Genomic DNA, 20,862 nt, shown 5'->3' on the forward strand with positions numbered 1-20,862 from the left:
CGTTATTATTGTCAGAACGCTTAATAATGGAGACTCATTGTCAACTGCGTCGGTTACTATGTGAGAGGCTTTTCATAGAGCTAAAGTTATTCCTCTAGTAAGTTATGCTGCCGCTATAATTATATCAAATACGGCCTTAAATTTGGATATATGATCATAAAAGTGCAAAATATTACGCAAACATGCAAAATTTCAGCTTGTTTACATTTTTTCAGGTGATATAATGTCCGTAAAAATAAAAAAGAACTCGGAGGATAAACCAATGGCATTATTATTATCTGAAAGTGCTTTTACCGATTATATGGACTCGCTTAAATCTAATGCTTCTAAAACAGTCGGAATTTCTTTGATTTCCCTAAATCTTCGTTCTCTGAATCCCACCACAAATATAATCTATTTGTCGGATAATTTTCTTTTTGCTGCCAGGTATAATGAAAAAAGCGGCAGTTATTCTGATGGATTTTTTCTTAAGCAAAAAGAGATTGTCAGCTTTGAACTGACTAAAGGCATTCTATCAGATATTTTGTTGGTGAATACCACAATTGTTTTGGAAAATGGAGAAACCATGCAACTGAAGATGAGCTTTCCCAAAGCTTCCGCCAGTTCTTGGCACCGTCAAAGTCTAAATCGTTTGCCAGTATTCATTAAAGAGAATTGGGAGCGTCCTTATGAAGAGAATTGATCGAATCTTTCAATATCTGTTGGAGGTATGGGGAGATAGCAGGGTGGAAGATTTGCAGAAACAGGCAGGAAGTACGGCTAAGGAAGTCTCTCAAGCCTTAGAAATCGCCCGTTCCAATGTGAGTGCAGAACTGAATAAACTGGTTAGAGATGAACGAGTTGTAAAGATTAAGTCTTATCCTGTAAGGTACATCCCACTAGAAATTTTATTGAACAATCATCTAATGGAAATCTCCGACATGAATTTCGAAATTGAGGATTTCGTCAGTTTAGATGATGAAAAACCGGTTAAAATTTCTCCGACAAATAAGTCAGTATGCAAACGTGCGAGTGATCCTTTTCAATTGGTGATTGGCCACAATGATAGTTTGAAGAAGGCAATCTCTCAAGCGAAGGCCGCGATTCACTATCCACCTAATGGTTTGCACATGCTTTTATTGGGACCGACTGGCTCAGGTAAAACATTTTTCGCGAAGAAGGTTTTTCAATATGCGCAATATGCTGGTATTGTTGGCGAGGGGAATCCATTTATCACCTTTAATTGTGCAGACTATTACAACAACCCTCAGCTGTTAATGTCGCAGTTGTTTGGTTATGTTGAAGGAGCCTTTACCGGGGCTGCTTCTGAGAAAAGTGGGTTAATTGAACAAGCCGATGGGGGGATTTTACTGTTGGATGAGGTTCACCGCCTTCCCCCCGAGGGACAGGAAATGCTATTTTACTTTCTAGATAATAAAACTTTTTCCCGTTTAGGTGAAAGTGGAAAGAGCCGCAGCGCCAATGTGCTGATTATTTTTGCCACTACCGAGAATCCGTCTTCCGTGCTTTTATCTACCTTTACCCGCCGTATTCCTATGACGATTGAAATTCCACCTTTATCTAAACGCTCGCTGCCGGAAAAAATTGAATTGTTGAAGTATCTGTTTAGAATTGAAGCCAAACGAATTGAGAAAACTCTCAGTATTGATATTGATGTCATGAATGTTTTACTATCAAGTGCTAACTTTGGCAATGTGGGGCAATTAAAATCGCAGGTCCAGCTGGTTTGTGCGCAGGCCTTTGTAAATAATCTTAATTCAAAAGATAAAATTGAGATTCACGTACAGGATTTGCCCAGTCAAGTAGGTCAGGAGTGGATGACCAGCCGCTCCAACATGATCGGCACCAAAGACATTTCAGACTATTTAGATGTGGTTACATTGGTCTATCCTACGAACGATGAAGAAGAAAATCATGAGGATGCGGACTTTAATATTTACGAATCCATTGAAAAAAAAGTCAAAATTCTGCGGGAGGAGGGAGTTTCTCAGGAGGATATTTATCAGTACATTTTGACTGATCTGCATATCCATATTCGCAATGTCGTTGAAAAAGATTCACCTAACTATTCGTTGCAGAAATTCGTTAATCCTAAAATCACGAAAATTGTGGATGTACTAAAAGAGCAGGCTGAACAACAGTTGAATCGAAAATTTGATCGGCGTTTTAATTATTATGTGGGCATGCATTTGGATGCCTATTTGAAAAGAGGGGAAAAAACCAATTTGTCTCTTTCAACTAGTCATAAGGAGATTATCGATACGAACAAAAAGGAATATGAGGCAGCCTTGACCATCTGTAAAACGCTGCAGGAAAGATACGATATTCATTTGCCAGAAATCGAAGTGGTGTATTATACCATGCTGCTTTCTTCGATAATTTCGTTGGAGACGGTCAAAAAGGTTAGTGCACTGGTTGTAACCCACGGCAACTCCACGGCAACTTCAATGGTGGATGTGGCTACGGAATTGTTGGGCTATGCACCAATTGAGGCCGTAGACATGCCTTTGACGGTGTCTCCAGCTGAAATTATTGCTATTTTGTGTGAAAAGGTCAGTAAAATTGACAATGGTAAAGGAGTGCTGCTGCTGGTGGACATGGGATCCCTAGCCATTATGGATAAGAAAATCCAGAAGGAGACGGGAGTGAAAGTACTTTCGATCCCCAATGTTACTACAGCGGTTGTCTTAGATGTAGTCAGAAAAATCAGTTACACCAATTTTGATCTGCACTCTATTTATAGTTCAGTCAAAAAGGATTTTATGAATTCGCTGCAGCTCTATGAAGACCGTAGTCAGCGTCCGAAGGCAATTCTATCGATTTGTATGTCTGGAGAAGGAACGGCTAAGAAGCTAGAGCAAATGATTAACAGTATTATTTCACGGAATGGCAGCGAAGTAATTGAAGTGCTGACGGTTTCGGCTTTAGAGATGAAGCAGAAGATTCCAGTACTGGTTGAACGATACGAACTTATGGCAGCAGTGGGAACCAAAGATCCCGAAGTAGATTGTCCGTTTATTTCACTGGAGGCTTTGATCGAGGGTCAGGGGGAGCAGTTGTTGCGGTCAATTGTTTCGGGAGAGGATCTGTCTAGTCTGCCATCAGACAACTCGCCCAATGGCAGCATGCTGATTAAAGATCTTTGTGAAGAAACCCTGCGCTCTTACTTAGTCTATTTAAATCCAATTCATATCACTGATTTATTGCTGCAATGGATGAGTGATCTGGAAAGCTATAGTGAAGCTGCTTTTTCGAATTCGACCATTTTGAAAATGGTCGTCCATACTTCCTTTGCTTTTGAGCGGGTGATCAAGGGAAATTCCCTAGAATACTCAGAGGAGGTTACCCCATTGTTAGAGGAATACCTTCATAAAGTGGAAAAAAGTATTGCTAGTGTTGAGCAGAAGCTGGATTTAGTTTTGTCACGGGATGAGAAATTGTTTATCGCTGAAATAGTAAAAGAGATCAGTTGAAGTAGTATCAAACCTGAATAGCAGTGAACAAAGTGTATCAATTTCCGTTTGATACACTTTGTTTTTTGTCAAAAAAAGCACTCAGTCAATGCATTTTTTATTGATACAACCATTTTGGCACGTAAATTGCTATTAATTAAGTAACTGAAAAAGAAAGGAGCGAAAAAATGTCAGTAATCATTGTTAGTGGGCATGGAGATTTTTCGTTGGGTTTGCTGGATGCCTTTGAGATGGTCTTTGGTACCGACGAAAAAATCAAAGCCATTCCATTTAAAAAAGGAGAGGGAATTCCTCAGTTACAGGAGAAATATCATGAGCAGCTCCGTTTATTCCCAGAGGAAGAAATTCTGTTTCTGGTGGATATCTATGGGGGAACGCCATACAACGCGGCTACTCAGTTGATTTTTGGACAGGAGAATTGTGATGTTGTGACGGGGGTAAATTTACCGATGTTGTTGGAGACTGCAGCGCAAAAGGATCAAGCTTTAGTTGAATTAACTAAGGTAGCTAAAACGGCTGGAGAAAGCAGCGCCAAGGTTTTCTCGGAGGAAATCAGCAAAATAACGCATACAGATTTGGAGGATGATGAGTTATGAAAATTGAATTAGCACGAATTGATGATCGGTTTATTCATGGGCAGGTTTTAACCAAGTGGGTGAAACTGCGACCAGTAGACCGGATTATTGTAGTATCCGATGCGGTAGCCAGTGATGAAATGCGTAAAACCTTAGTTTTATCAGTAGCACCATCAAATATTAAAGCAAGTGCGGTCAGCGTTGATAAAATGGCTCGTGCGTATAAATCACCCAAATACGCAGATGCCAAAGCAATGCTGCTGTTTGAAAATCCTGAAGATATTGTTCGTTTGGTTAAGCAGGGGGTCGACATAAAGGAAGTAAATGTCGGCGGCATGCGTTTTGAAACCGACCGCAAGCAAATAACGAAAGCAGTCAGTGTGAAGGATTCAGATATCGAAGCTTTCAAAGAGCTGGATCAGTTGGGAGTAAAATTGGAATTAAGACAATTGCCAGGAGATCAAAGTGTTGATTTTATCCGTACGCTGAAAAATGAGCTAAACAAATAAAAGTGAGGAGTTGTAAAAATGAGTGTCATTCAAATTATTCTGTTAATGATAGTGGCAGGTATCACGGGTGTGGGCAGTGTTTTAGATGAAGCGCAAACACATCGTCCTTTAGTTGCCTGTACCTTAGTTGGTTTAGTGTTAGGGGATGTGACGACAGGCATTATTTTAGGCGGAACATTAGAAATGATGGCTTTGGGCTGGATGAATGTCGGGCTGGCTATGGCTCCAGACACAGCGATTGCTTCAGTTATTTCAACCATTTTAGTTATTACGGCTAATCAGGGTGTTGGGGAAGGAATTGCTATTGCTGTACCTTTGGCAGCAGCCGGTCAGGCCTTAACCATTTTCGTTCGAACGATTACAGTATTTTTTATTCACCGCGCGGATACGTATGCTGAAAACGGCAATTATAAAGGAATTGAAATTATGCATGTGACGGCCATGGGGTTGCAGGCACTGCGGGTGATGATTCCAACCTTGATTATTTGTTTAATTAACGCGCAAGCAGTTCGGAATTTCCTTGGTCAAATTCCCGAAGTGATCACTGGTGGATTACAAATTGGTGGCGGAATTATTGTTGTAGTTGGTTACGCCATGGTAATCAACATGATGGACGTTCCTCACTTAAAACCATTTTTCTATATTGGGTTCCTGTTTGCAGCATTTACAGAATTTAATTTAGTTGGCTTTGGCGGTTTGGGATTATGTATGGCCTTCTTATTCCTGCAATTGAAATACCGCAATGAAGAAATGGTAGTCCAAACAGCAACTGCAAATGCCGGAATGATCGATGATGATTTAGATGATGATCTGGATATGTAAGGGGAGGAACGAAGATGGAACAAAAAGGATTAACTAAAAAAGATATCAACAGCATGTTTCTGCGGTCAAATTTTCTTTTAGGATCAATGAACTTTGAGCGAGTCCAGGCAATGGGGTACTGCTTCACTATGATTCCAGCGATCAAACGTTTTTACCAGCCGGGACCGGAAAGAAATGCTGCATTGAAGAGGCATCTGGAATGGTTCAATACTCATCCTTGGCTGACAGCACCTATTTTTGGAGTAACGGCGGCGATGGAAGAAGAACATGCTTTAGTGGGCGAACAGCAGTTGCCCGGCTCATCTATTTCCGCTATGAAGATTGGATTAATGGGTCCGTTGGCAGGTGTGGGAGATCCGATCTTTTGGGGGACTCTTCGTCCAGTTTTGGCAGCGTTAGGTGCTTCTTTAGCTTTAAGCGGCAGTATTGGTGGACCACTATTATTCTTTTTATCGATCAATGCCATTCGTTTAGCAACCAAATATTTCGGTTTGAAATACGGCTATGAAAAAGGAAATGAAATTATTAAGGAAATGGCCGGCAACCGTGTGAAGAAGCTGACCGAAGGAGCATCAATTGTCGGGCTGTTTGTTATGGGGGCCTTAGTCAGTAAGTGGACGACGATAAATATTCCGATTGTGGCTACCAGAATTACCGGCGAAGATGGGAAGGTTGTTACCCAAACGGTTCAAGACATTTTAGATAGTATTATGCCGGGAATGCTAGCCTTAATTTTAACCTTATTTGTGTCATGGCTATTGAAGAAAAATGTAAGTCCGTTGTTGATCATTTTCGTCATTTTTGGTGTTGGTATTTTAGGAAAAGCGCTTGGATTTTTAGGATAGGAGGATGGGTCAGAACGTGAAATTACAGTTAGCAATTGACGAGTTAAATTTAGAAGAAGCCTTGGTTCAGTTGGAAGACTTAGTTGAATATGTTGATATCGTGGAAGTAGGAACTCCTTTTGTAATTGATGCCGGCAGAGAAGCCGTTCGTCAAATCAAGAAAAAATTCCCACAGCTAAAGGTTTTATGCGACGCCAAAATTATGGATGCAGGTGCTTATGAAGCACAGCTGGCTTTCAATGCGGGTGCTGAATATGTAACCGTGTTGGGAGTAACTGACGATTTAACCATTAAAGGTTGTGTGGAAGAGGCCACCAAGCAAGGCAAGAAAATTATGGTAGATATGATTTGCGTGGAGGATTTGGCTGCTCGAGTTCCTGCTGTAGAAAGTCTGGGTGTTGATGTGATTGCCGTTCATACTGGAGCGGATCAACAAGCCGCGGGTCGGACGCCTTTACAGGATTTAGCAGAAATGAAAAAGCATGTAAAAAAAGTTAAAGTCGCGGTAGCTGGTGGTATCAGCAGCCATACCATTTATGATTACTTAGCACTTGAGCCAGACATTGTTATTGTTGGCAGTGGAATTTTGAATGCAGAAGATCCGATAAAAGAAGCGCGCAGGATATCTGAAGCGTTGAAAAAGGGGTCAGACAAATGATAGATGTTAAAAAGAATACAGCTATGATTTTGGAGGAACTGACGACAAATTTGGAAAAAGTGGATGGTGCACAGTTGAACGAATTTGTGGAATTGATTCCTAAAGCCAAGAAGATTTTCGTTGCTGGTGCTGGCCGTTCCGGGTTGGCGATTCGCGGTTTTGCGAATCGGATGATGCATCTAGGATTTGATGTGAGTGCAGTGGGAGATATTACGACGACCAGTGCTCATGAAGGGGACCTGCTGATTATCGGTTCTGGTTCAGGAGAAACCCAAAGCTTGGTCGCGATGGCGGAAAAGGCTAAGAAGAACGGGGTAAAGGTGGCTCTTAACACCATTAATTCTGAGTCAACCATTGGACAACTAGCCGATGTGACATTCGTTCTGCCAGGAGCTTCACCTAAGGTTGAGGATGAGGAATTAGTGGGGAAATCAGTCCAGCCAATGGGTTCCTCTTATGAACAACTGAGTTTTTTGATTTACGATGCTATGATTATGACTTTAATGGATTTAGTTAATGAAACGACCGATACTATGTTTCCACGACATGCTAATCTTGAATAGGAAAAAGGAGAGCAATGCTTTACTGGATTGAGTCAGCCTCTTCTATCACAAAAGATGTGTTTCTTTTAGTAGCAAATCCGATTCTCATTAAGCAAAGCATAGTGATAGTTTAGCTGTTGTTACTTCAGCAATAGTTATTTTAGCTAAAACGATCGTTACAGGTTTGGTAGTTGGACTTTTTAACCAAAAATCTTGAATAGCTTTCTGCAAAGCAGCTTCTACTGGATTTCCAGTTAGAAGCTGTTTTTTCTGTAAATCTCAAAGGCTTTAAAAAAGGATAAGCTTTACTAGCACAAAAATGTCACACCTTCCTCTGAAATATTTAGCACTATCAACGATAGACTCGGGGCGTAAAACAACTTATGATAAGTATGTAGAAAGCGCTTATACAACTAAATGAAATGATTCGTTAAGGAGGATATTCAATGGAAGGTAAAGTTTCCGTTCCAAGTAAAAGTGTTGATTGGAAAACGAAGGTACAAAAATTCGGCAGCATGTTAAGCTCGATGATTATGCCCAATATTGGCGCATTTATCGCTTGGGGATTAATTACAGCCTTATTCATCCCAACCGGTTGGTTTCCTAATGAGACATTGGGTCAGTTGGTAGACCCTTCAATCAAATATTTGCTGCCATTATTAATTGCCTACACAGCAGGTGCAAACGTATATGACCGACGAGGTGGAGTAATTGGAGCCGTTGCAACGATGGGTATTATTATCGGATCGGATATGCCGATGCTGATGGGAGCCATGGTCATGGGACCTGTCGCTGCCATCATTATTCGTAAGGTCGATAAATTGTATGAAGGAAAAGTTAAACCAGGCTTAGAAATGCTGGTAGACAATTTCTCAATCGGTATTGTGGGTGGCATACTGATGATCCTGGGTCTAATTGCCATTGAACCAATTTTCAATGTCATTTTATCAGGCCTATCAACTGGAGTGAACTGGTTTGTTGACAAGAACCTGATTCCTTTAACTAGTATCTTTGTTGCCCCAGCTCAAGTGTTGTTTTTAAACAATGCAATCAATCATGGAATCATGTCACCATTGGGAATTGAACAGGTGGTGGAAACAGGTAAATCAATTTTATTTCTAGTTGAAGGAAATAGTGGTCCATTGGTAGGCGTTATGCTGGCTTTTTGTTTCTTCGGTAAAGGGGTGGCTAAGAAAACGGCGCCGGCTTCTACCATTATCGTAATGTTTGGAGGAATCGCTGAAGTTTACTTCCCGTACATTTTGATGAAACCAATCTTAGTTTTGGCTCCAATTTTTGGAAGTATGACGTCACTAACCATCTTCCAGTTCTTCGGCGGCGGAACGGTAGCGGTACCGTCACCAGGAAGTATCATCGCTTTTCTATTAATGACACCGAGAGGCAGCTTCATTGTAAATATTGTCGGTTACTTCGCCGGAATGGGGGTCTCCTGCCTAATTGCCAGCTTCCTGCTGAAACGCGACAAAACTATGGTGGACGATACTGAAGAACTGATCGAAACCGAAGTGGGACCAATCAATGACGGAGCGGCTCTAGAGCATGCTGTTGCAAGCGCTCAGACTGGTCAAGCAATCACTGGAGAAATCGATCCAAGTCGAATCCATAAAATTGTGGTGGCCTGTGACGCCGGAATGGGTTCTAGTGCTATGGGGGCTTCAATGCTGAAGACTAAGGTTAACAAGGCCATGCTAAATATGGAGGTTATCAATAAATCCATCAATAATATCCCAGATGATGCCGACTTAGTAATTACCCATCAGGATTTGTTGGATCGGGCCATGGAAAACAATAAAGATAAACCCAACATTCAATATCTAACCTTGAGTGCCTTTATGGATGGTGCCGAATATGACGCCATCGTTAAGAAATTAAAAGATGAATAGGTGATTAATATGATCATTACTCCTCGAACAAGAGAGATTTTGCGACTACTAATGGAAAATTTGAATAGTTATGTTTCGGTACATGAGATTGCAGAGCACTTGAACGTGACCAATCGGACGGTCTATCGTCAGCTGGAGGAAGTGTATGAAGCAGTGGAGCATTACGGTCTAAAAGTAATCAATGAAGCTGGAAAAGGGATGAAACTGTCGGGTTCTTCAACAGAAGTAACTGCATTGAATACTTTGTTCGAGGGTGAGGATCAAGATTATGAATTAACAACGGAGGACCGAATCAACGCGACACTCTTCTACTTGCTGCATGAACAGGAATATGTGAAGGCTCAGTATTTTGCGGAAGCCCTCAATGTTTCGGTTCAATCGGTTCGCAACGACCTGCAGCAAATAAAAAAAGAGTTAGACTTCTATGATCTGGACTTAGTTGTAAAAAAAGGAGACGGCTTTCTAATCACTGGCTTCGAAACGAAAAAACGAGTGTTGCTGTCCAATATTTTCCGCGACCATATTTCTTTTGTGGAGCTAGTTCACTGGATCGAACAGGAGCGAAGCAGTTCAATCTATTTTAAGCTGCTGAGTGATACTCACTATCATTCGGTCATTAAAAGAAGCTTCCAGCTTTTGGAACAGTTGTTCCAAAAACACCGGATTCAAGTGACGGATACCATGTTTCAGGATTACGTTTTCCTGATTTCTATCATGGTTAAACGACTTAACTGGGATCACAGCAACAATTATTATTTAGACAATATGGTCAAACACAAAGACCGTCCCATCGAAATTTATCAGGAATTCAAGGAGCTGATCCAAAAGACTTTTGAAATTACTTTAAGCGAAAGTGAAGAAAATTATTTGGAATGGTTAATCTCTATTAATAATAATTTCCAAAGCTTGGAGCTTTCCGAGGATATTCAAGAGCTGGACTTAGTCAACAAGGTGCATGATTTCATTGTCTTTGTGGAAACTAGTATGGGCTGTCGGTTACGGACGGATGCCCATCTGCAAAAGGCCTTATTTGAACATCTGGATCGAGCCTTGGCACGAACCAGAAGCGGTATTACCATTAAAAACCCGATGCTGAAGGAAATTCGCCGCAGCTATGAAAAATTGTATTCAACGATTAAGATTGCGACAGAATACGTGTTTAAAGAAGACAAGTTTCCCGAAGACGAGATTGGTTTTTTAGTTCTCCATTTTGCTGTGGCCTTAGACAAGGTTTTGGATAAATCAATTACGGCATTAGTGGTTTGCTCCAGTGGGATGGGGTCATCGAAAATGCTAGCGAATCGGTTAATCCGCGAAATTCCCGAAATTGAGATAAAAAAGATTGTCAGTTTTCTTAAGCTAACCCAAGAAGATTTAGAACAATACGATGTCATCTTCTCCACCGTATCATTACCATTGGATGTTCAGGATTATGTGATGGTTTCGCCACTGCTAAACAAGAAAGAATTGGCGGAGGTCAAAAAGCTGTTGGAAACGATTCGCTTCAGTAAACTCCATCGTAAAGAGTTGTTGATTCCCAAAAGACCAGTGGATGTTTCCCAGCTTCCAGCGGAACTAGAGGAATTAAGCTTAATTGCCAAGTACAGCAGTCAGGTGTTGAAAAATTTTCATACCATAAAAATTGATCCTGAATTTCAGGATTTGCCGATTTTGAATATCTTAGGAACTTACTTGGTGGAAAAAAAGTATACAGTGGATGCTGAGCTGCTGGTAGATTACGCCGAACAAGCTAAGTTGGAATCGTATTTCGGCATCCCAAATACTCGCCTAGGTTATATTCACTGTCAAACCGACAAGATTGAGCAGCCCTTGTTCATCGTTTTTGATTTAGAAAAAAACATTGTTTTCTCCTCTATGGAAAAAGAATTGATGGAAGTAACCAGTGTGATTTTAGTCGTATCACCAAAAAAAGATCAAGTCATTGTAGCGGATTTGTTAAGTATGATTACGATGCTGATTATTGAAACGCCTGAATCCATTCAACTATTTGAGCAATGTGAAGAAAGTAAAATTCGCGACTTATTGGGTGAACGAATTAAAAACTACGTTACCGAAAAATTATTATAGAGGTGAAAGAACATGAAAGAAATCATGCCATTAGAAAACATTAAATTGGGTATTGCCTTAGCCGATAAAGAACAGGCCATCAAAGCTGCTGGTCAGGTGCTGGTGGAGAACGGCTACGTCGATGAAAACTATATCGACTGTATGCTGCAAAGAGAGGAAGTTGTTTCAACTTATATTGGCAGTCAAGTTGCAATTCCTCATGGTGTGGACGGCTCTCAACAGTACATTAAGCATTCGGGACTGTCTTTCCTACAAGTACCAGAAGGTGTATCTTTTGGACCAGATAAGGAAGCCAAGCTGTTAATTGGTATTGCCGGTAAAAATGATGAACACCTGGAAATATTGGCAAAAATTGCTGGACTATTAGGTGAAGAAGAAAATATCGAGAAGCTAATCAATGCCCAATCTAAGGAAGAGATTGCTGCATTATTTGAAGGAGTGGTTTAAACGTGAAAGCATTGCATTTTGGAGCCGGAAATATCGGCCGAGGATTTATCGGAGATTTACTACACAAAAGCGGCTACGATATTACCTTTGTAGAAGTGACTGACAAAGTGGTACGTCAATTGAATCAAGACCAAAGCTATGAGTTGTATATCTTAAATGAAGACAATCGAAAAGTGGTGATCAACAACATCCAAGCAGTCAGCTCTCTGACTGAAGAACAAAAGGTAATCGAAGCTATTTGTGAAGCTGACCTAATTACAACCTCAGTTTGGGCAGATAACCTGCCAAGAATTGCACCGATTTTAGCCAAAGGTCTACATGTCCGTCATAACCGTGGGCAGTTGCCGGTTAATGTCATTGCCTGTGAGAATGCGTTGTTTGCTTCAGATATTTTGCGAGGTGTGCTGCTGAAGCATGTGTCTGAAGAAGTATTGTCGGAGATTGCCCGATTTGCTAATACCTCAGTAGACCGTTTGGCTTTGGGGAAAGAAGTTGATGGCAAAAGCTGTGTTGAAATTGATTCTGCTTTTGAACTTGTTATTGAAGAAAAACCATTATTCCGTAAAGAACCGATTAAGGGTGCCACCTATGTTGCAGAGCTTCAGCCATATTTGGAACGAAAGCTTTATATTGTCAACTGTGGACATGCAGCCTTAGCCTATTTGGGGTTTGTCAAAGAGTATCCAACTGTACAGGATGCCCTGAAGGATCAAGAAATTAAAGCAACGGCGGTTGCAGCAATGGAGGAATCGGCAAAACTGCTGGAACAAAAATATGGTTTCACATCACAGGAATTATCTAAGAAAATCGACGAATCAATTGCTCGTTTCTCGGCCACCTTTGTGATGGATGATGTCTTAAGAGTCGGACGCTCACCGTTAAGAAAATTAGATCCAACTGACCGCTTAGTGGCACCAGCTGTTCAATTAGCTGAAAAAGGTCTAGCCAACGATGCCTTGGCAAAATGTATCGCAGCTTTATTGAAATTTGAAAATCCAGCCGATGAACAAGCAGTAGAACTGCAGCAGGAAATTCAAGCTAACGGTATAGAAGCAGCATTAAGCAAATTTAGTAAAATCGAAAAAGATACACCGTTGTTCCAAAAAATTTTAGAAGAATATAAGGGGTAGGGATAAACCATGAAATTACAATTAGCAATTGACGAGTTAAACTTAGAAGAAGCATTGGTTCAGTTGGAACCATTAGCAGAATACGTAGACATTGTTGAAGTGGGTACACCATTTGTTATCGATGCTGGTCGTGAAGCTGTCCGTCAAATTAAAGCCAAATTTCCTCAACTAGAAGTATTGTGTGATGCTAAAATTATGGATGCAGGTGCTTATGAATCTCAATTGGCTTTCGATGCAGGAGCAGAATACGTAACAGTCTTAGGAGTAACAGACGATTTAACTATTAAAGGTTGTGTAGAAGAAGCCAACAAACAAGGCAAACAAATTATGGTAGATATGATTTGTGTGGATGATTTAGCAACTCGCGTTCCGGCTGTAGAAAGCTTAGGCGTGGATGTGATTGCAGTACACACCGGAGCAGATCAACAAGCAGCCGGTCGGACCCCTTTAGAAGATTTAACCGAAATGAAAAAGCATGTTAAAGAGGTCAAAGTAGCAGTAGCTGGTGGAATCAGCAGTAAAACGATCAATGACTATATGGCCTTGAATCCCGATATTGTGATAGTCGGAAGCGGTATTTTGAACGCCGAAGATCCGGTTAAAGAAGCACGTCTGATTGCAGAAGCTTTGAAAAAGGGGTAAGCAGAATGGTGAATGTGAAAAAAAACACAGAGATGATTCTAAAAGAGTTAAGCATTAACTTGGAAAAAGTAGATGGTTCACAGTTGAATGCTTTTGTAGAAATGATCCCCAAGGCTAAGAAAGTTTTCGTGGCTGGAGCTGGACGTTCTGGATTAGCGATTCGAGCGTTTGCCAATCGTATGATGCATTTGGGTATTGATGTAAGCATCGTGGGTGATATAACAACTACCAGTGCCCATGAAGGAGATCTGTTGATTATTGGTTCTGGCTCAGGGGAAACCCAAAGCTTAGTAGCGATGGCGGAAAAGGCTCAGAAAAACGGGGTAAAAATCGCTTTAAATACGATTAATCCTGATTCAACCATTGGGCAAATGGCTGATGTGAAATTTGTTTTACCAGGAGCTTCGCCTAAGGTTGAGGATGAGGAATTAGTAGGAAAATCAGTTCAGCCAATGGGTTCATCCTACGAACAATTAAGCTTCCTGATCTATGATGCCGTGATTATGGCCCTGATGGAATTGGTCAATGAAACCACAGATACCATGTTTCCACGTCACGCAAATCTGGAATAACAGGAAACTGCTCAGGAAGCAGTTTTTCTATCGCAAGGTTTAGGTAAAAAAAACTAAAAAATGGAGGGTTCATTTTTATGGCAGAACATGTATTTTATGTACCAGCAACAAACATCATGGGTAGAGGGTGTATCAATAATATCGGTGAACACATCAAACCGCTAGGCTTCAAAAAGGCTTTATTGGTTACCGACAAATTTTTAAGCAGCAGCGATATTTTGCCGAAGGTTACAAGACCATTGGATGAAATTGGTGTAGAATATTTGATTTTTGACAATGTAAAAGCAAACCCAACTGTTGCCAGTGTGGAAGAAGGTTTAGCTTTATTAAAAGAAAACAATTGTGATTTCATTATTTCATTAGGTGGTGGTTCACCCCAAGATGCTGCCAGCGGAATTGCTATCTTGGCTACTAATGGTGGTAAGATGCAGGACTATGAAGGTATGCATAAAACTACCAAAAAAGCGCTGCCGGTTGTGGCCATTAATACCACGGCTGGAACCTCAGCCGAGATTACAATTAATTATGTGATTACTGATGAAGATCGTGGTGTGAAAATGATCATGATTGATCGCAACAGCTTGGCACTGATGTCGGTAAACGATCCAGAATTAATGATAGACAAGCCGGCTGATTTAACAGCGGCTACTGGCATTGATGCCTTGACTCATTCGATCGAAGCTTTAGTTACCCCAGGAGCTTTTCCGGTTACCAATGTAGTTGCAGAAGCAGCAGTAAAACTGATTTTTGACAACCTGCCAACTGCGGTTAAGGATGGTTATAATTTAGATGCTCGAGAAAACATGGTTTACGCAATTTTCTTAGCAGGGATGGCCTTCAACAATGCGGGCTTAGGTTATGTTCACGCAATGGCTCATCAATTAGGTGGTTTGTATGATTTACCACATGGCGTATGTAATGCCATGCTGCTGCCGATTGTCGAACGGGAAAATGCCAAGGTTGTACCTGAACGCTTCCGTCGAATCGCTGAAGTCATCGGCTTAGATACTGCCGGAAAATCCGATCAAGAATGTGCTGATTATGTCATCGAACAAATCAAAGCTCTTTCAAAAGAAGTCGGTATTCCTGAGAAATTGTCTGAATTAGGCGTTCATGAAGTTGATTTACAAAAATTAGCTGAGAATGCTCAATTGGATGCTTGTGCAGGGGCCAATCCATACTTGCCAACTGTAGAAGAAACAATTGAGCTGTTCAAAGAGATCCTTTAAACTCTGCGAAAAAACCAAAAAAACACCTGACTACTATATCCTGCCGATTTATGCAGGGTTAAGTAGTCAGGTGTTTTCTTATCAATCAATCAACAACAACTTCTTCTTATTGTATTCCCTCCGAACCTTCTCGGGAATATCCTCAGAAATCAGAAAGCTCAGATCATCCACCGGTCCGACAATCGCATTGCTGATGGTGCCGAATTTATCATTGGTAATCATGCCTAGCACCTCAGTCGAAACGCGAGTCATTTGCTGCTTAATTTCAGCTTCCTGCACGGTTGGGACGCTGGTTCCGGCATCAATGTCGATATTGTAGATGCCCATCACGTACAAATCGGCACGAATGTTTTGCAGGTTTTTATAAGTTTCTACCCCCAGATTAATCATCGACTGCTTGTAAAAGATACCGCCGATATTGATTACCTCAACTTGTGCGTGCTGTGCCAGCTCGACTGCAATTGGCGGGCTGTTGGTAATAATAGTGGCTCTAAAGTCATGAGGAATTTCTTTTACCAAGGCTAAATTTGTTGTACTACCATCGATAATAATAACCGAATCTTCTTTTAAAAAAGGGAGTGCTTTATGGGCGAGAACTCTTTTTATTTCGCTATCAACGGTTTCGCGGTAAGAAAAATCAGTTATTGGCGGCCCAACGCGCAATGCACCGCTGTGCACCCGCTTTAACATTCCTTGGCTATCCAGTTCCTTCAAATCCCGACGAATAGTATCTTCAGAGACAGTAAAACGTTGACTCAAGTCACTCGCAATAACCTTTTGTTCAATATTTAAAATATCGATGATTTTTTGCTGTCTTTCTTCTTTCAACATGGCTGATTCCTCCATCTTTTGCTGCTTTTATTTTCCCACGCATGCTGGTTTGTGTCAATTCATTTCCGCTCTATCAGCATAAACGGGCATATAATGCGCAAAAATATGCATGTTTGTATTGACTTGTGCTAGTGGAGCGTTTACAATGAGTGTGTAATCAAGAAATAGTTCATTGTTAATTAAGCGCGCGAATGAATTATTTTTTGTACATGACATTCCAATGGAGGAGCAGGAGTAATGAAAAACCAAGTGAAGTTGTCCCCGTCAATTATGTGTGCTGATTTAGTAAATTTAGAACAAGGAATGCAGGAACTTGCAGATATCGGAATTGATACACTGCACATTGATGTAATTGATGGCAGTTTTAGTCCCAGCATGCCTTTAGGATTAGAGACGATTAAACGGATGCGGGAAGTATCCTCAAGGAATTTTGATATCCATATTATGGCTAATGACAATGAGTATTTTATCCAAGAAATGCTGAAAATCGGAGTGGAAAGTATTACGTTTCATCACGAAACCAGCTTACATGTCGATCGCTACATTCAATTAATCAAACAAGCTGGAACAAAAGTAGGGATAGCCTTAAACCCTGCCACTTCATTAACAGTATTGGACTATGTGCTGCCGGAAATTGATCTGGTATGTTTGATGTTAATTAATCCAGGATTTGCTACCAATAAAAATGAAAAACAAGTTCCTTATGCCGCCAAAAAAATTCGGGATTTAAGGACAAGAATTCAAGAAGTGAACCCAGCAGTTGAGTTACAGGTGGATGGTCGGGTTTCCTTAGACAGTATTGCTCATCTCGTTGAAGCGGGAGCGGATAATTTAGTTCTAGGCAGTACCAGCTTATTTGTCAAAGGTGCGACCTTGATTGAAAACAAAGAAAAAGTTTTACAGGCAGTTGCAGAAGGGGCTAGGGTGAGAGAAAATGTCATTTAGAACATCGGAACAAAAAATTGCGGAAGAATTAACTGCTACTTTGGCAGGTATTTCAGAAGAACAAGTAGATCAGCTGATGTTGGCGATTCAACAGTCGGAAAAAGTTTTCTTCGTAGGCGTTGGCCGAGTGCTGCTTTCCCTAGAGGCTGTGGCAAAACGTTTGGCTCATATTGGAATTCAAACGGTGGTTGTCGGTCAAATTACCGAACCGGCGATTACTGCCAAAGATTTATTGATCGTAGGATCAGGCAGCGGCGAAAGTGCTTTCCCTTTAGCCATTGCAAAAAAAGCGAAGAACTTCGATGCAATGGTCGCTCATATTGGTTCGAATCCCAATAGTTCCATGAAAGAGTATGCCGATATTTTTGTTCGAATTCCAGTTCAAACCAAGCTGAATTTAGTTGGGGAAATTCCATCTATTCAACCTATGACTAGCCTTTTTGAACAGTGTCTTCTATTATTGGGCGATTCGATTGCGTTAACCTTGATTGAAGAAAAAGAGATAGACATGCATGGCCTATGGCGCTATCATGCGAATTTGGAGTAGGTGGCGAAGATGAGAGCAGTTCATTTTGGAGCCGGAAATATCGGCCGCGGCTTTATCGGACAAGTTCTTCATGACAATGGCTTTGAGCTCTGTTATGCAGATACTGCCCAGCCGTTAATTAATCAATTGAATCAAGACAGGGGCTATTTGGTAGAGTTGCTGACTGAGAAAAAAACTACTTTGTTTATCGATCAAGTATACGCCTTAAATTCAATTAAGGAGCCAGAAAAAGTTATAGCAGAAATTCAAACTGCTGATTTAATTACAACTTCGGTGGGAGCAAACAATCTCGCTAGAATTGCCCCACTTTTAGCACAAGCTCTGACAAAACGATTCAAGGAACAGCAGCAACCCATTAATATTTTAGCCAATGAAAATATTATCAATGCCAGTTCATTGTTGAAGAAGGCTGTAGAAGAGCAGCTGGATGAAAGTGGTCAGGCGCTTTTTGATCACTATGCTTTCTTCGTGGATACGGCGATAGACCGCCAGGCCCTTTCAAAAGAGGTTGATGGAAAAACAGTTGCAGTGGTTGAACCTTATTTTGAATGGGTAATTAGTCAGCAGCAGTGGAACCCAGCAACCAAATTTTCAATTAAAGGAGCCACATTTGTTACCGATATGCAGCCATTCATTGAACGAAAGTTGTATATTGTCAATGCAGCCCACGCTGCTTTTGCTTATCTGGGTGCTTTGTTTGATTATTCTACTGTCCAAGCAGCTATGAAGGATGCCGATTTGAAAAAAGTGGTTCAAGGATTTTTGGCTGAGAACAAACAATATTTTATAAAAAAATATCAAACCTCAGAGACTGAAATGGATCAGTTTATTGAAAAAACCTTAAAACGTCATGGTAACCAGCAATTATCTGATAGTGTGGATCGAGTCGGTCGTTCACCCATTCGAAAGCTGCAACCAAACGATCGTTTAGTTGCACCAGTAAAAGGTTTGGCAGAATTAAATCTCCCCTATCAAAATGGGTTAAAAATTATCGCTGCAGCTTATTTGTATCGCAATACTGATGACGAAGAAGCAGTTCGATTGAAAAGACTGATCCAGGAAAAAGGGTTCTCTTTAACTGCGACAGAAATATCGCAAATAAAAGGTCCTTTATTAGAAGAATTGGACATGGTTTATCAAGCGACCAAGCAAGACAAAAAGTATTTATTGGAAGGAGAAAGCCATGCTTAAAGAACAGCTGCAAGGGAATTGCCAGTTTCTACAACAAGCTGAAACGTGGCAACAAGCAATTGAAATTGCTGCTAGACCATTGCTGCAAAAGGGCATCATTCAGCCAAGCTACATTGAGGCAATGATTCAAAATGTAAAAGACAACGGGAACTATATTATTATTCTGCCTAAAATAGCCATGCCTCATGCCCGGCCTGAATTAGGCAGTAGCGGCATTGGGATCAGCTTTATGAAGCTGGAGCAGCCGATTATGTTTCCGAAAGAAGAACCTGTAGAGCAATTTTTCGTATTGGCTTCGAATTCGCCAGATGGACATCTGGAATTGATGGCTGATTTGGCTGGGATTTTAAGCGATACAGAACGATATGAAGCGTTGTTGGAGATACAAAATGAAGAAGAGTTGTTAGCGGTAATCGAAGAGTAAATCTCAAGGAGGAATATAGATGGAAATGTCGAATGATAAAAAGCAGGTCTCTGCCAGAGCAAGGGTGCAAGCCTTTGGTGGATTTTTAACCAATATGGTTTTACCGAATATTGGTGCTTTTATTGCTTGGGGAATTGCGACTGCGTTGTTTATCCCCACAGGTTGGTTTCCCAATGAGTTGCTGAACGAGTTAGTTGGTCCAACTGTTAGTTATTTATTGCCATTATTATTAGCTTACACGGGTGGACGTATGGTTGGCGGTCAGCGGGGAGCCGTTCTAGGAGCCCTTGGTACAATGGGTCTAATTATCGGTGCTGATATTCCGATGTTTATGGGTGCGATGGTGGTGGGGCCATTAGGCGGCTGGATTATGAAAAAGACCGATAAGTTTCTAGATGGAAAAATTCCAGCTGGTTTTGAAATGGTCGTAAACAATTTCTCAATTGGGATTCTAGGTTTCCTATTAATGGTCTTGTCTTATTTGCTGATTGGTCCCACAATTCAAGCAGCCAATCAGGCAGTTACTAATGCAATTGAAGCGTTGGTCGCTACAGGATTCCTGCCACTGTTGTCAATAATTAACGAACCAGCAAAGGTTCTCTTTTTGAACAATGTAATTGACCAAGGTGTGTATTACCCATTAGGAATGCAGCAAACCTTGGATGCCGGAAAATCCATTTACTTTATGGTGGCTTCTAACCCTGGACCTGGATTGGGCTTGCTATTAGCGTATTCCTTCTTTGGTAAAAAGGCAGCCAAACGGACAGCACCTGGTGCAATCATTATCCACTTCTTCGGTGGGATACACGAATTATATTTCCCATATGTCCTAATGAAACCGATTACGATTCTTTCAATGATCGCTGGTGGTATGACAGGGATTATCACTTTCCAACTGTTTGGTGCAGGATTAGTTGCTGGACCAAGTCCAGGCTCGATTTTCTCTTATTTAGCTTTGACACCAAAAGGAAACTTTGTGGGAGTAATCGCTGGTGTAACGACAGCAACGATTGTATCGTTCTTAGTAACATCAGTTATTTTAAAAGCAGATAAAACGGCGGATGAAGATGAGGATGCTTTTGAAGCTGCTGCTGAGAAATCTAAATCCATGAAAACAGAAGGAAAAGACCTATTGGCTGGTCAAGCCGCTGTTCCAGCTAATTATACAAAAATTTCGTTTGCCTGCGATGCCGGAATGGGCAGCAGTGCGATGGGAGCAACAACCTTTAAAAACAAATTGAAAAAAGCTGGAGTTTTGGACATTGAAGTTAAAAATTATCGAATTGAAGATGTTCCTTCGGACAGTGACCTAGTTGTGGTTCATCAGGATTTAGAAGAGCGAACACGCAAATCACATCCTAATATGCGAGTAATTACCCTAAAAAATTACTTGCAAGATCCAGTGATTGATCAGCTGGTAGAAGATGTGGTACAAACGAAAAATCTGAGCTAGATGCTATGAGCACCTGCCCTACTGTGAGCACAGTA

The 20,862-nt window shown here is 41.0% G+C and carries 21 protein-coding genes; 20 read left to right on the forward strand and 1 reads right to left on the reverse strand.

Annotated features, from left to right (window positions below):
• The first annotated feature begins 262 nt into the window (after window positions 1-262).
• The 15 genes from IGI49_RS22250 (at window position 263) to IGI49_RS22320 (ending at window position 15,436) form a co-directional block, all read left to right on the forward strand.
• Entirely contained in the window at window positions 263-682 is a 420-nt protein-coding gene (locus IGI49_RS22250; RefSeq protein ID WP_429965422.1) for a hypothetical protein, read from the forward strand.
• A complete protein-coding gene (locus tag IGI49_RS22255; RefSeq protein WP_429965421.1) occupies window positions 669-3,473 on the forward strand; it encodes a sigma 54-interacting transcriptional regulator in 2,805 nt (934 codons plus the stop codon). Before IGI49_RS22250 ends, IGI49_RS22255 begins: the two co-directional genes overlap by 14 nt.
• Window positions 3,474-3,640: 167 nt before the next feature.
• Window positions 3,641-4,069 (forward strand): mannose/fructose/sorbose PTS transporter subunit IIA, encoded by a 429-nt coding sequence (locus tag IGI49_RS22260; protein ID WP_429965420.1) that lies wholly within the window; start codon window positions 3,641-3,643, stop codon window positions 4,067-4,069.
• Window positions 4,066-4,557 carry a PTS system mannose/fructose/N-acetylgalactosamine-transporter subunit IIB gene (locus IGI49_RS22265; protein WP_207704647.1) on the forward strand — a complete coding sequence of 164 codons (492 nt, stop codon included), beginning with the start codon at window positions 4,066-4,068 and terminating at the stop codon, window positions 4,555-4,557. The genes IGI49_RS22260 and IGI49_RS22265 overlap by 4 nt, the downstream gene beginning before the upstream one ends.
• An 18-nt stretch (window positions 4,558-4,575) precedes the next feature.
• Window positions 4,576-5,379, forward strand: coding sequence for a PTS mannose/fructose/sorbose transporter subunit IIC (locus IGI49_RS22270; protein ID WP_429965419.1), 804 nt, complete (start codon window positions 4,576-4,578; stop codon window positions 5,377-5,379).
• Between the two features lie 14 nt (window positions 5,380-5,393).
• On the forward strand, window positions 5,394-6,224 hold the full coding sequence (locus tag IGI49_RS22275; protein WP_207704645.1) for a mannose/fructose/sorbose PTS transporter subunit IID: 831 nt from the start codon (window positions 5,394-5,396) through the stop codon (window positions 6,222-6,224).
• Between the two features lie 16 nt (window positions 6,225-6,240).
• Window positions 6,241-6,882: a 3-hexulose-6-phosphate synthase gene (gene hxlA, locus IGI49_RS22280; RefSeq protein ID WP_429965418.1), complete on the forward strand. Its 642-nt coding sequence runs from the start codon at window positions 6,241-6,243 to the stop codon at window positions 6,880-6,882.
• Window positions 6,879-7,445, forward strand: coding sequence for a 6-phospho-3-hexuloisomerase (hxlB, locus tag IGI49_RS22285; RefSeq protein ID WP_429965417.1), 567 nt, complete (start codon window positions 6,879-6,881; stop codon window positions 7,443-7,445). Before hxlA (IGI49_RS22280) ends, hxlB (IGI49_RS22285) begins: the two co-directional genes overlap by 4 nt.
• 425 nt (window positions 7,446-7,870) lie before the next feature.
• Window positions 7,871-9,328, forward strand: coding sequence for a PTS mannitol transporter subunit IICB (locus IGI49_RS22290; RefSeq protein ID WP_429965416.1), 1,458 nt, complete (start codon window positions 7,871-7,873; stop codon window positions 9,326-9,328).
• Window positions 9,329-9,337: 9 nt separating this feature from the next.
• Window positions 9,338-11,416 carry a BglG family transcription antiterminator gene (locus IGI49_RS22295; RefSeq protein WP_429965415.1) on the forward strand — a complete coding sequence of 693 codons (2,079 nt, stop codon included), beginning with the start codon at window positions 9,338-9,340 and terminating at the stop codon, window positions 11,414-11,416.
• A 12-nt stretch (window positions 11,417-11,428) separates the two neighbouring features.
• Window positions 11,429-11,863, forward strand: a complete 435-nt coding sequence (locus IGI49_RS22300; RefSeq protein WP_429965414.1) for a PTS sugar transporter subunit IIA — start codon at window positions 11,429-11,431, stop codon at window positions 11,861-11,863.
• A 2-nt stretch (window positions 11,864-11,865) separates the two neighbouring features.
• Window positions 11,866-12,993: a mannitol-1-phosphate 5-dehydrogenase gene (locus tag IGI49_RS22305; RefSeq protein ID WP_429965413.1), complete on the forward strand. Its 1,128-nt coding sequence runs from the start codon at window positions 11,866-11,868 to the stop codon at window positions 12,991-12,993.
• A 9-nt stretch (window positions 12,994-13,002) separates the two neighbouring features.
• Window positions 13,003-13,635 (forward strand): 3-hexulose-6-phosphate synthase, encoded by a 633-nt coding sequence (gene hxlA, locus IGI49_RS22310; protein ID WP_207704638.1) that lies wholly within the window; start codon window positions 13,003-13,005, stop codon window positions 13,633-13,635.
• A 5-nt stretch (window positions 13,636-13,640) separates the two neighbouring features.
• Window positions 13,641-14,207, forward strand: coding sequence for a 6-phospho-3-hexuloisomerase (gene hxlB, locus IGI49_RS22315; protein WP_429965412.1), 567 nt, complete (start codon window positions 13,641-13,643; stop codon window positions 14,205-14,207).
• 77 nt (window positions 14,208-14,284) lie between these two features.
• Window positions 14,285-15,436, forward strand: a complete 1,152-nt coding sequence (locus IGI49_RS22320; RefSeq protein WP_429965411.1) for an iron-containing alcohol dehydrogenase — start codon at window positions 14,285-14,287, stop codon at window positions 15,434-15,436.
• An 81-nt stretch (window positions 15,437-15,517) separates the two neighbouring features.
• Here IGI49_RS22320 and IGI49_RS22325 read toward each other — a convergent pair whose 3' ends face one another.
• On the reverse strand, window positions 15,518-16,267 hold the full coding sequence (locus tag IGI49_RS22325) for a DeoR/GlpR family DNA-binding transcription regulator (RefSeq protein WP_429965410.1): 750 nt from the start codon (window positions 16,265-16,267) through the stop codon (window positions 15,518-15,520).
• A gap of 237 nt (window positions 16,268-16,504) precedes the next feature.
• On the opposite strand from IGI49_RS22325, the gene IGI49_RS22330 reads away from it, so the two are divergent.
• The 5 genes from IGI49_RS22330 to IGI49_RS22350 are packed head-to-tail and all read left to right on the forward strand — an operon-like array spanning window position 16,505 to window position 20,827.
• Window positions 16,505-17,212, forward strand: coding sequence for a ribulose-phosphate 3-epimerase (locus tag IGI49_RS22330; protein ID WP_429965409.1), 708 nt, complete (start codon window positions 16,505-16,507; stop codon window positions 17,210-17,212).
• A complete protein-coding gene (hxlB, locus tag IGI49_RS22335; RefSeq protein WP_429965408.1) occupies window positions 17,202-17,759 on the forward strand; it encodes a 6-phospho-3-hexuloisomerase in 558 nt (185 codons plus the stop codon). The genes IGI49_RS22330 and hxlB (IGI49_RS22335) overlap by 11 nt, the downstream gene beginning before the upstream one ends.
• Before the next feature lie 9 nt (window positions 17,760-17,768).
• The gene (locus tag IGI49_RS22340) at window positions 17,769-18,950 is read left to right on the forward strand and encodes a mannitol-1-phosphate 5-dehydrogenase (RefSeq protein ID WP_429965407.1); all 1,182 of its coding nucleotides are present in this window, start codon (window positions 17,769-17,771) and stop codon (window positions 18,948-18,950) included.
• Complete coding sequence (locus IGI49_RS22345; RefSeq protein WP_429965406.1) at window positions 18,943-19,374, forward strand: PTS sugar transporter subunit IIA; 432 nt, start codon at window positions 18,943-18,945, stop codon at window positions 19,372-19,374. Before IGI49_RS22340 ends, IGI49_RS22345 begins: the two co-directional genes overlap by 8 nt.
• Before the next feature lie 19 nt (window positions 19,375-19,393).
• The gene (locus IGI49_RS22350) at window positions 19,394-20,827 is read left to right on the forward strand and encodes a PTS mannitol transporter subunit IICB (RefSeq protein ID WP_429965405.1); all 1,434 of its coding nucleotides are present in this window, start codon (window positions 19,394-19,396) and stop codon (window positions 20,825-20,827) included.
• Window positions 20,828-20,862 lie beyond the last annotated feature (35 nt).

This window comes from Enterococcus sp. AZ071 (genome assembly GCF_050499065.1).
In the GTDB taxonomy this organism is placed as follows: Bacteria; Bacillota; Bacilli; order Lactobacillales; family Enterococcaceae; genus Enterococcus_A; species Enterococcus_A ferrettii.